The following is an 11,309-nucleotide window of genomic DNA, read 5'->3' on the forward strand; positions in this document are numbered from 1 at the left end:
TAAAAAGGGATCATTAGCCTTTTTATTTTAATACACTATATAGAATCGCGGAGGCGCTTACATATGCAATACGATGAATGTAATGATGAAAAACTCTACCTTCACCCGTAGAGAGCTTATTTATCAGGAGTTCAGAAGAAAGGTGAAGGAGAATAGAGAAATGAGTTTTTTGTAGGAGAAGTGTGAAACTTCTTTTAGTATAAGTAAAAAGCATAGCTTTAGAGAACGGGAAGCTTAGCTTTAGGTGGGCAAAAGCTATGCTTTAGGAAGAGGAAACAATCTATATGTGAAATAATCATGAATATATTCATTCTGCTTAAAATTGGCCAAAAGCATGTTGCTTTTAAATAAGAAAAGGGCTGTTTTTAGTAAGTTGAAGTTTTAGACAGCCCTCAATTCTTCTATTTCTTATAAACCAACTTGCTCGGAACTCCCTCCCCGAACAAATTATCACCCAGCGTCGTAATCTTATTTCCGGTAGCCAACACATAGCGGAGATTATCGCATCCCATAAAAGCACCGAACTCGATAGCCGTTACACTGGCCGGTAATTCCAGCGTGCCGCACAGGCGACCGCAATTACTAAATACACGCTGTCCGATTGATTTCAGGTTATGAGGTAATTTCATATTCAGCAGATACTTCTTTTGCGAGAAAGTGAAATCGGGGATAGCCGTTGCATTCGTCTTGGAAATATCAACCGATACGAGATTCGGCATATAATCACGGATAAGTTTGAAGTCAGCGTTATCCAGTTTCCCTTCAACGGTCAGGAAGTTGATGTCTCTGGGTTGCAGTCCCGCTTTCAGAATCTCTTCTTCCAGTTTGCCCATGGCCCCCACTTGCAGAGTTGTCTCTACCGGTTCACCTTCGATGAATGCAAAGTTCTGCCATCTGTCTTTGTAGCGGTAAGCGTCGCTGCTGCCCAGAGGGACGAAGATGGCGGTAACGCTGTCTGCCAATGCTTCCGGCAGCAGGTTGGGAGCTGTCTTTTTCCGGATCTGACAGATTTTCAGATTCTCACAGCCTTTGAAAGCAGCATCTTCGATATTCTTCGTTTTCTCGGAGAGGATCACTTTTTCCAGTGTGGCTTTACCTTTGGTCACTCCGCCTACCACATTCGAGAAAGCATAGGCAGGGATGAAGTTCGGCATATAAATGTAGAATTTTCCATTGGGATAAGTACCGGCTTTTCCGCTGTACATTTTGATTTCTGCGTTCGAAATATCCAATACTTTCAGATTGGCAAATTCGTCACGGAGATGCCGGAAGTCCTCTGCATTCAGTTTTCCGGTCAGTGTGAGGTGGGTGACACTGTTGGCTTCCTCTTCAGTCATCATGGAAATCAGCGTACCGGGCTTACTCACATAATACGTCTTACTCACTTGGGCGGCGGCTCCTAATGCATTAGCGGCCAGTAAGAAACTTATCAATAGTAGTTTAATTTTCATAATTTTGTAGATTTGTTCTGACAAATATAGGAAAAATAGAGAATACATGATGTTTTTTTATGTTTTATATCTAATTTTGTAGCCGGATTAACAAATTGTAAAAATGGAGGCAGACAACATAGATGGGAAGAAAGAACCCAAAAGACTTCCTGTGTGGGCATGTATCCCGCTGTTTATTGTGGTACTTTTCATATTTATTGGATTGTATGGGACACTGGTCAGCGGAGGCTTGTCGTTGGTTCTTGGAGTGGAGGCTCGTCATCCGGGAGTAGTAGGGTATATTTTCGTGGAGGCCAGTATGCTTTTGGCTGTTCTTACTGCTGCCGTAATCTTGCTTCGTCTCGAACGTCGTCCGTTTTCTGATTTGGGACTTTCTTTAAAAGGACATGCCAGTGGACTGTGGTATGGACTTCTGATGGCAATCTTGCTCTATTTGCTGGGTTTCGGAATCTCTGTTGTTTTGGGAGAAATAGAAGTCACCGGTTTTCAGTTTAAGCCGTTGGATTTATTGGGGTCGTGGGTGTTTTTCCTGTTAGTGGCGTTGTTTGAAGAAATTCTGATGCGCGGCTATATCCTCGGACGTCTGCTTCATACTAATATGAATAAATTCCTGGCGCTCTTCATCTCGTCGGCATTATTCGCGTTTATGCATATCTTTAATCCGGAAATAGCTTTCCTACCGATGCTTAATCTCTTACTTGCCGGTATGTTGCTGGGTGCTTCCTATCTTTATACCCGGAATCTGTGTTTCCCTATCTCTCTTCATCTTTTCTGGAATTGGATTCAAGGTCCGATTCTAGGTTATCAGGTGAGCGGAAATAATTTCACGACGAGCATGCTGACTTTGCGTATGCCCGAAGAAAACGTACTGAATGGCGGAGCCTTCGGTTTTGAAGGCTCGCTCATTTGCACAGTACTTATGATTGTTTTTACGATTCTGATCGTGTGGTGGGGAGAAAAAAGGGAAGCAATCAGTCTTGCTGTACCCCGATCATACTAAGCTGAATCCGTTTCCGGTCATAATCTACATTCATCACTCTGACCATGACGTGTTGATGGATGGATACCACTTCCGTCGGATCGGAAATGAACCGTTCCGCTAATTGCGAGAGGTGCACCAGTCCGTTCTCCTTAATACCTATATCGACAAACGCCCCGAAATTGGTGATGTTGCCTACGATGCCCGGAAGAATCATTCCTTCGCGCAAATCGGCTATGGTGCGCATGTTCTTGTCGAATTCGAAGACTTTGATAGCCTTACGCGGGTCACGTCCCGGCTTGTCGAGTTCCTGCAGAATGTCCTGTAAGGTGGGCAGACCGACGGTAGGTGTGATGTAGGCGGAGATGTTAATCTTCCGGCGGAGTTCCTTGTCGGCTATCAGTTCGTCGATGGTACATTTCAGGTCTTTGGCCATTTGCTCTACGATGTGGTAGCTTTCCGGATGCACGGCGGTGTTGTCCAGCGGATTCTTTGCTCCGGGGATGCGGAGGAATCCGGCACACTGTTCGAAAGCCTTGGCACCCATGCGAGGAACTTTCATCAACTCTTTCCGTGAACCGAAAGCTCCGTTTTCCGCCCGGTAGTTGACGATGTTTTGAGCCAGTTGCGGTCCCAGTCCGGAGATATAAGTCAATAGATGGCTGCTTGCCGTATTCAGGTTTACACCGACCAGGTTCACGCAATTCTCTACTGTCTGATCGAGCGCTTTTTTCAGTTTTGTCTGGTCTACATCGTGCTGGTATTGACCTACACCGATGGATTTAGGATCTATCTTCACCAATTCTGCCAACGGGTCCATCAGGCGGCGGCCGATGGAGACTGCTCCCCGCACCGTTACGTCATAATCGGGAAACTCGTCGCGGGCAATCTTCGAAGCCGAATAAATGGAAGCTCCCTGCTCACTGACTACAAACACGGGTATCTGACGGTCGAAGCTCTGGCTGTTGATGAAATCTTCTGTCTCACGGCTTGCCGTTCCGTTGCCGATGGAGATGGCTTCTATCTGATAGGCCTCAATCATCTTGCGGAGTTTGGAAGCAGCTTCTCCTGTTTTGTTCACCGGAGGATGCGGATAGATATTCTCATTATGCAACAGATTGCCTTGTGCATCGAGGCAGACAACTTTACATCCCGTACGGAATCCGGGGTCGATGGCAAGCACCCGTTTTTGTCCCAATGGAGGGGCGAGAAGAAGTTGGCGGAGGTTCTCGGTGAATACCCGGATGGCTTCCTCGTCGGCTTTTTCTTTGGATTGAGCGGCAAATTCTGTTTCGATGGAGGGCTTGAGCAGACGCTTGTAGGCATCGACTGTGGCTTCGTCCACCTGCTGGCTACACTCGTTGTTGCCACGTACGAACTGACGTTCCAGGTGTTCGATACATGCCTCGTCGTCGGGATTGATGGATACTTTTAGCAGGCCTTCCGACTCTGCCCGGCGGATGGCCAACAGGCGGTGGGACGTGCAACGTTTCAGTGCTTCGGAGAAATCGAAATAATCCCGGTATTTTGCCGCTTCTTCCTCTTTTCCTTTCACTACTTTGGCACTAATCTCTGCCTGGCGGCTGAACTGATTACGTACCGCGTTGCGGGCACGTTCGTCCTCGTTCACTTGCTCTGCAATGATGTCACGGGCGCCTTTCAGGGCATCTTCCACATCTTTCACGTCTCCTTTCACGAAGGAGGCAGCCTTGGTACTAAGATTGTTTTCCCTTTGCAACATCAGGATGGTGGCAAGCGGTTCCAACCCTTTCTGGCGGGCTACTTCAGCACGTGTCTTCCGCTTGGGTTTATAAGGAAGATAAATGTCTTCCAGTTCCGTCGGATTCCAGGTGTCGTTGATACGTTTCTCCAGTTCGGCAGTCAGTTTTCCCTGCTCGTTGATGGTGCCGAGAATCGTTTCTTTCCGTTTGGCTATGTCGCACAACTTATCGTGTTGCTCTTTTATTTGCTCTATCTGCACTTCATCCAGTCCGTCGGTGGCTTCTTTACGGTAACGACTGATGAAGGGAATCGTAGCACCTTCACCCAAAAGATGGAGCGTACTACTTATTTGTCTTTCCGGTATACCCAGAAAACCGGAAATCATCTTGTGAAATAATTCCATAATTTGTATTTTTTGAGAGTAAATGAGCGACAAAAATACATATAAATCTGCTAAACCCGACAAGTTTTACTATATTTGCAACTCAATTAATGAATTAACACATCAAAACTGCATAATTATGCTGGGACGTCTTGGATATCTTTTTATCTGTTTCCTTTGGCTTCTGCAGTCAACGGAAGTATTGGCTGTCTCTAAAGATAAGAAACCTATTCTGATTATTTGCTCTTATAATCCGGCAGCACACCAAACCTCGGTCACTATTTCCGATTATATGGATGAATATAGTAAGTTGGGAGGACAGCGCGACATTGTCATCGAAAACATGAACTGTAAAAGTTTCTCGGAGGCTCCGTTATGGAGCGCGATGATGACGCAGATTCTGGCTAAATATCAGGGAGAAAAGCATCCGGCACAAATTATTTTATTAGGACAGGAAGCGTGGGCTGCCTATTTGTCGCAGAGGGATGAAATGCAGGTGAAAGTGCCGGTGATGTGCAGTCTGGCCAGTAGTAATGTGGTGATATTGCCAAAAGATACGGTGGAAAACCTTGATTGCTGGATGCCCGAATCTGTCGATATCTTTGAAGATCATTTGGATATTCCCGAACTGGAATCGGGATTTATCAATCAATATAATATAGAAGGTAATATCTCCATGATTCAAGCTTTCTATCCGAAAACGAAACACATTGCCTTTATCTCGGACAATACTTATGGCGGAGTGACTATGCAAGCGTTGGTACGAAAAGAAATGAAGAAGTTCCCCGATCTGGATTTGATTTTGATGGACGGCCGGAGACATTCTATTTATACCATCGTTGAGGAATTGAGACAGCTGCCCGAAAATACGGTTATTCTGGTGGGAACGTGGCGTGTGGATATGAACGAGGGGTATTTCATGCGGAATGCGACGTATGCCATGATGGAGGCTACTCCTACCATCCCGGCTTTTACTCCTTCATCGGTGAGCCTTGGATATTGGGCGATAGGAGGAGTGCTGCCCGATTATCGGAAAGTGGGAGGAGAAATGGCTATGGAGTCCATACGGATGGATCAGCACCCGGAGGATACGGGGAAGCATCTTTCGATCATTGGCTCTAAAGCGGTATTGGATAGCCGGAAGGTGAAAGAGTGGGGGCTGCACCCAAGCGTGTTGCCTTTTAAAGTGCAGCTTGTCAACCAACCGGTTTCGTTCTATCAGCAATATACTTATCAGATATGGTCTGCTTGTGCTTTGTTCGTGATTCTGGTACTTGGCTTATGTATCTCTCTTTTCTATTATTTCCGTACGAAACGTTTGAAAGACGAGCTTCTGAAATCGGAGAAGGATTTGCGTGTAGCGAAAGACAGGGCGGAAGAGTCTAATCGTCTGAAGAGTGCTTTCCTTGCCAATATGAGTCATGAGATACGGACGCCGTTGAACTCGATTGTCGGCTTTTCGGATGTACTGGCAATGGGCGGTAGCACGGAGGATGAACAGCAGTCTTATTATAAGATTATCAAAACCAATTCGGATTTGTTGCTTCGTCTGATTAATGATATTCTCGATCTTTCACGTCTGGAGGCGAACCGGGTGACTTTGACGTGGGAGGAATGTGATGTGGTGCAGTTGTGTAGTCAGGTGGTTGCCTCTGTTAGTTTTTCACGGCAGTCGTCGGACAATCAGTTCTTGTTTTCCACTTCTTTTGAAACTTTCCGGATGGTGACGGATGTGCAGCGTATGCAACAGGTAATCATTAATCTGCTGTCCAACGCCGACAAATTTACGAAACGCGGGAAGATTACCTTGGACTTTTCTGTGAATGAGGAAAAGCAAATGGCTATTTTCTCGGTAACGGATACCGGATGCGGTATCCCGAAAGAAAAACAGGGACTTGTGTTCGAGCGTTTTGAAAAGCTGAATGAGTACGCCCAGGGAACCGGATTGGGATTGTCTATCTGTAAATTGATTGTGCATAAATGGAGAGGAAGTATATGGATCGATCCTGACTATACCGGTGGGGCGCGGTTCGTATTTTCGCATCCGCTAAATATAGAAAAAGAATGAAACGAATAGGATTTATTTATGGCTTGCTTTTCTGTCTCGTACTGTCTGTTGCGGCGCAGGAAAAGGTGGTGAAGCTGAAGATTGTGGAAACGAGTGACGTACATGGTAATTATTATCCTTACAATTTTATAACCCGCCACGAGTGGAAGGGTAGTCTGGCACGTATTTATTCTTTCGTGCAGAAAGAGCGTGAACAGTATAAAGAGAATCTGATATTGCTGGATAATGGTGATATTTTGCAGGGACAGCCTACTGCCTATTACTATAATTATATAGATACGGTGTCTCCTCATCTTTGTTCGGAAATGATGAATTTCATGAAATATGATGCCGGTAATATGGGGAACCATGATGTGGAAACGGGACGTGCTGTGTTCGACCGTTGGATAGCCACTTGTGACTTCCCTGTGTTGGGTGCCAACATCATTGATACGTCTACGGGAAAACCCCATCTGGCTCCTTATAAGGTGTTGGAACGTGATGGCGTGAAGATTGTGGTATTGGGTATGATTACTCCTGCCATCCCTGCATGGCTTTCTGAAAATCTGTGGAAAGGCTTGCGTTTCGACGATATGGAAGAGACGGCACGCAAATGGATGAAGATTATCCGTGAAAAAGAGAATCCGGATTTGGTGATCGGGTTGTTTCATGCCGGACAGGAGGCTTTCAAAATGTCGGGCAAATACAATGAGAATGCTTCTCTTAACGTAGCGAAGAATGTGCCGGGATTCGATATCGTGTTAATGGGGCACGATCATGCCCGCGAATGTAAGAAGGTGATGAATGTAGCCGGAGATTCGGTGTTGATTATCGATCCGGCCAGCAATGGAATTGTATTGTCTAATGTCGATGTGACCTTGAAACTGAAAGATGGAAAGGTGCAGAGCAAGGACATCAAAGGGGAGTTGACAGAAACGGAAGCTTACGGAATCAGCGAGGATTTCATGAAGCGTTTTGCTCCGCAATATGAGACGGTGCAGAAGTTTGTATCCAAGAAGATCGGTACTTTTACCGAGAGTATCTCTACTCATCCTGCTTTCTTCGGTCCTTCTGCTTTTATTGATTTGATACATACTTTACAGCTCGATATTACCGGAGCTGACATCTCTTTTGCCGCTCCGCTTTCGTTTGATGCGGAGATAAAGAAAGGGGATGTGTTTGTCAGTGATATGTTCAACTTGTATAAGTATGAGAATATGCTGTATGTGATGACTCTGTCCGGAAAGGAGATTAAGGATTTTCTGGAGATGTCTTATTATATGTGGACGAACCGGATGAAGTCACCAGAAGATCATCTGCTCTGGTTCAAGAAGAAACCTCGGAAAGGTGCGGAAGACAGGGCTTCTTTCCAGAACTTCAGCTTTAATTTTGACTCGGCTTCCGGCATTATTTATACGGTGGACGTGACAAAACCGCAGGGAGAAAAGATTACGATTACGAGTATGGCGGACGGTTCTCCTTTCCGTATGGATAAGATATATAAAGTGGCCTTAAATTCTTATCGTGGTAATGGTGGTGGAGAACTGTTGACGAAAGGATCGGGTATTCCGCAGGAGGATTTGAAGGACCGCATAATTTTCTCTACAGATAAAGATCTTCGTTTCTATTTGATGAATTATATCGAAAAGAAAGGTACGATGAACCCCAAAGCCCTGAATCAGTGGAAGTTTGTTCCGGAGAAATGGACAGTGCCGGCTGCTCAACGTGATTCTGAATATTTATTCCGGTCTGTTCAATAAGTAACTAAAAGTGTTCATTATGTCTGATAATACTCTTGAACGGCTTGTATATCTGATTAAATGCTGGTATATTTGTCGCAAAAAAGAGAGAGTATGTATATTCAAAATGTTCCCAAAGTAGGTATTTCTTCGGTAGTTCATTCTAAACATATAGATTCTGGCAACATTGATGTTGTTGATAATGATATAGCGCTCTTCGATACGGAGAGCGTTATATCGTTGTATAATGGACCGACTAAACTGGAGGTGTTGACGGTAGGTCTTTGCCTGGAAGGTACTGGTACTTTTAATATTAGTTTACGTGAGTTCCAACTGTTCCCCGGATTAATGGTGATCGCGCTGCCTAATCAGATTGTCGAACAGCGGTGTTTCAGTTCCGACTTTAAAGCGATATTCTTTGCTGTGTCGAAGAACTTGTTGGAGACATTGCCTAAGATCAGTAATGTGCTTTCCTTATTCTTTTATCTGAAAGATTACCCGTGTTTTAATCTTACACCGCAGGAGCAGGAGACTGTGAAGGAATATCATGCATTTATCAGAAAACGGTTGAAGAATAAGGAGGCTTTATATCGTAAAGAAGTGGTAATGGGCTTGATGCAAGGGTTCTTTTTTGAACTTTGTAATATCTTTACCAATCATGCGCCAGCCAATGCTACTACCATGAAAAATAAAAGCCGGAAAGAATATATTTTCGAACGTTTTTATGAGTCTTTAGTGGAGTCTTACCAGTCTGAACGGAGCGTGAAATTCTATGCTGACCAGTTGTGTCTGACGCCGAAGCATCTTTCGGGGGTGGTGAAAGAGGTCAGCGGAAAAACGGTGGGAGAGTGGATCGACGAACTGGTGATTCTGGAGGCGAAAGCGCTTCTGAATTCTTCAAGCATGAATATCCAAGAAATTGCCGACCGGTTGAATTTTGCCAACCAGTCGTTCTTTGGAAAGTATTTCAAGCATTACACTGGTATGTCTCCTAAAGAATACCGGAAAAGCCGCTAAAATCATAGAACACCGGAGCGCACACGGCTTAGTGTTTCCGGTGTCATCAAAAGATAAGAGGCGATGTGTGCCAGAGGTGCACGTTTGATAATTTCCGGATGTGTTTCGAGCAGGAGGTTATAGCGTTCGCGGGCGGATTCAAAGCGCCAGGAGTCTGCTTTAATCTGTGACACAATCAAGGAGTATTCCAGTATTTTTTGGTAGAACATATTGATTTCCCAGTTCTCTTTTGCCAATTTTTGTATCATGTCGCGAGGGAACAGGTAGATAATGGAAGGTTCGAGGGTTTCCACGATTAGCCGGGTGGGTACTTGTTTCAGAAAACTCTCAATGCACATCACGATACATCCTTCGTATGAGAAATGTTCGGTCACGTCTTTCCCATTCTTGTAATAGTACTGCCTAAGCATCCCTTTGCCGACAAATACGATTTCATGAGCTACTTCTCCTTCATTCAGCGCTATTGCTCCTTTGGGAAATTCTTCACGAATCAGTATACTTTCTATCTGTCGTCTTCCTTCTATACTCATTTCCGGAAAGCGGGAATTTACAACAGCATTTACAGTCTCTCTTAATAATGTATCCATGTCTTTTCTGTCTTGATGTGTGCAAAAATACTAAAAACGGTTGACATAAATCAAGTGTGGTATAAAAAAGATGTATCTTTGTCCGCAAAATCAAGAGGTAAGATGATAATGAATAAGATAATAGGTTTGGCAGTGTTGCTGTTCTGTTTGAGTGGTTGCGTAAGGGATAATGATGCTATTTATTATCCGGTTGGCAACGTGGATGTGGAAAGAGGCGGTCCGGCTTTGGAGGCTGGAAAGGGTGATTTAATAACCCGTAGTTACAATACCGAAGATTATGTGCTGGACACGCTTGCGCAATATCCGGGTGATCCGACGCTTGGTAAACTGACATTCATGGTCAGTCTGAAAAACCGGTTGGCAGATCAGGAGGTGAGTGGCTTTAATGGTGTCGGTCTATCCAAACTAACGATGAGTCTTGGATATAAAGACGGCAACTATCCGGCAGAAAGCCAGGTTCCTGTTTATACTTCGTCCGACGTGACTGCCAGTTATGCCATCAAGCTCCGTTTAAAGGGAGAATTGACTTTAACAGGAGACGAATGGATGATTGACTATATTTATGCTCAATTAGCGGGTTTATTCCAGCCTTATCCTCCTACGTCTTTCCCGGAAGTGTTTATGTGTAAAGGGGGTGAGCAATCGTATGCTACGTTCGATTCTTTTCGTAGAACCTGGACGTTTGATATTACTTATGATCGTTCCAACCTTTCTTTCAGCCAACTGTATTTCAATCTGTTTGTGAATCTGGCAGGGCAGAAAAGGGAGGATAGAGTCCGGTTGAGGATTGATAAGGAATCTTACTTCGAGATCTATAAAGAAAAAGAGGAAATGTAGTTTAACTACATTTCCTCTTTTTCTTTGGTAGTGGGTACGAGAATCGAACTCGTATTACATGCGTGAGAGGCATGTGTCCTAACCGTTAGACGAACCCACCGGAGTTTGATAGATTTAAAAAGAGCCAAGTCTATAAAACTTAGCTCTTTTTATTTTGAGATTTTGCGGAAGCTGGGGGATTCGAACCCCCGGTACCCTTACGAGTACGTCAGTTTAGCAAACTGGTGGTTTCAGCCACTCACCCAAACTTCCTTGAACCCGCATTCTCTCTCAAATGCGGTGCAAATATAGGGGGAACTTTTGGACTACGCAAATCTTTTAGCAAGATTTTTTTTACCTGCTTTTTGTGAAATGAGATAACCTGCTATGTTTCAAATGTTAAACGGAAGAAATTTTTTTCGAAAGCTTTTAATTTTTATCGATGGAATGGGAACTTGAAACATATTGACGCTATCCGCTTATTATAGTGACGGTATCTTCATGGGATAGGGTAAACATCCGGATGGGATAGTGACGGTATATTTGACGTGAGAAAAGGACATAAAAAA

The 11,309-nt window shown here is 44.4% G+C and carries 8 protein-coding genes and 2 tRNA genes; 5 read left to right on the top strand and 5 right to left on the bottom strand.

Annotated elements, in window-relative coordinates; all coding sequences use genetic code 11:
- Nucleotides 1-401: 401 nt before the first annotated feature.
- The gene (locus tag DWZ47_RS02615; protein WP_117512352.1) at nucleotides 402-1,451 is read right to left on the bottom strand and encodes a leucine-rich repeat domain-containing protein; all 1,050 of its coding nucleotides are present in this window, start codon (nucleotides 1,449-1,451) and stop codon (nucleotides 402-404) included.
- Nucleotides 1,452-1,554: 103 nt separating this feature from the next.
- Here DWZ47_RS02615 and DWZ47_RS02620 point away from each other — a divergent pair, with 103 nt between their 5' ends.
- Nucleotides 1,555-2,451 (top strand): CPBP family intramembrane glutamic endopeptidase, encoded by an 897-nt coding sequence (locus DWZ47_RS02620; RefSeq protein WP_004308618.1) that lies wholly within the window; start codon nucleotides 1,555-1,557, stop codon nucleotides 2,449-2,451.
- Here DWZ47_RS02620 and DWZ47_RS02625 read toward each other — a convergent pair.
- Nucleotides 2,423-4,555, bottom strand: a complete 2,133-nt coding sequence (locus tag DWZ47_RS02625) for a Tex family protein (RefSeq protein ID WP_117512248.1) — start codon at nucleotides 4,553-4,555, stop codon at nucleotides 2,423-2,425. The genes DWZ47_RS02620 and DWZ47_RS02625 overlap by 29 nt on opposite strands.
- Before the next feature lie 118 nt (nucleotides 4,556-4,673).
- Here DWZ47_RS02625 and DWZ47_RS02630 point away from each other — a divergent pair, with 118 nt between their 5' ends.
- The 3 genes from DWZ47_RS02630 (at nucleotide 4,674) to DWZ47_RS02640 (ending at nucleotide 9,337) form a co-directional block, all read left to right on the top strand.
- The gene (locus DWZ47_RS02630; protein ID WP_004306388.1) at nucleotides 4,674-6,602 is read left to right on the top strand and encodes a sensor histidine kinase; all 1,929 of its coding nucleotides are present in this window, start codon (nucleotides 4,674-4,676) and stop codon (nucleotides 6,600-6,602) included.
- Nucleotides 6,599-8,341 carry a bifunctional metallophosphatase/5'-nucleotidase gene (locus DWZ47_RS02635; protein WP_117512249.1) on the top strand — a complete coding sequence of 581 codons (1,743 nt, stop codon included), beginning with the start codon at nucleotides 6,599-6,601 and terminating at the stop codon, nucleotides 8,339-8,341. The genes DWZ47_RS02630 and DWZ47_RS02635 overlap by 4 nt, the downstream gene beginning before the upstream one ends.
- 93 nt (nucleotides 8,342-8,434) lie before the next feature.
- Entirely contained in the window at nucleotides 8,435-9,337 is a 903-nt protein-coding gene (locus DWZ47_RS02640; protein ID WP_032849042.1) for a helix-turn-helix domain-containing protein, read from the top strand.
- A gap of 2 nt (nucleotides 9,338-9,339) precedes the next feature.
- On the opposite strand, the gene DWZ47_RS02645 is transcribed toward DWZ47_RS02640, so the two are convergent.
- Complete coding sequence (locus DWZ47_RS02645) at nucleotides 9,340-9,924, bottom strand: Crp/Fnr family transcriptional regulator (protein WP_004306385.1); 585 nt, start codon at nucleotides 9,922-9,924, stop codon at nucleotides 9,340-9,342.
- 15 nt (nucleotides 9,925-9,939) lie between these two features.
- Here DWZ47_RS02645 and DWZ47_RS02650 point away from each other — a divergent pair, with 15 nt between their 5' ends.
- Nucleotides 9,940-10,761, top strand: a complete 822-nt coding sequence (locus DWZ47_RS02650) for a DUF3845 domain-containing protein (RefSeq protein WP_008647192.1) — start codon at nucleotides 9,940-9,942, stop codon at nucleotides 10,759-10,761.
- 25 nt (nucleotides 10,762-10,786) lie between these two features.
- Here DWZ47_RS02650 and DWZ47_RS02655 read toward each other — a convergent pair.
- Nucleotides 10,787-10,861 (bottom strand) — tRNA-Glu (locus DWZ47_RS02655).
- 65 nt (nucleotides 10,862-10,926) lie between these two features.
- A tRNA-Ser gene (locus tag DWZ47_RS02660) sits at nucleotides 10,927-11,013 on the bottom strand.
- Nucleotides 11,014-11,309 lie beyond the last annotated feature (296 nt).

Origin of the sequence: Bacteroides sp. AF32-8BH (assembly GCF_003435205.1) — a bacterium.
GTDB classification, from domain to species: Bacteria; Bacteroidota; Bacteroidia; order Bacteroidales; family Bacteroidaceae; genus Bacteroides; species Bacteroides ovatus.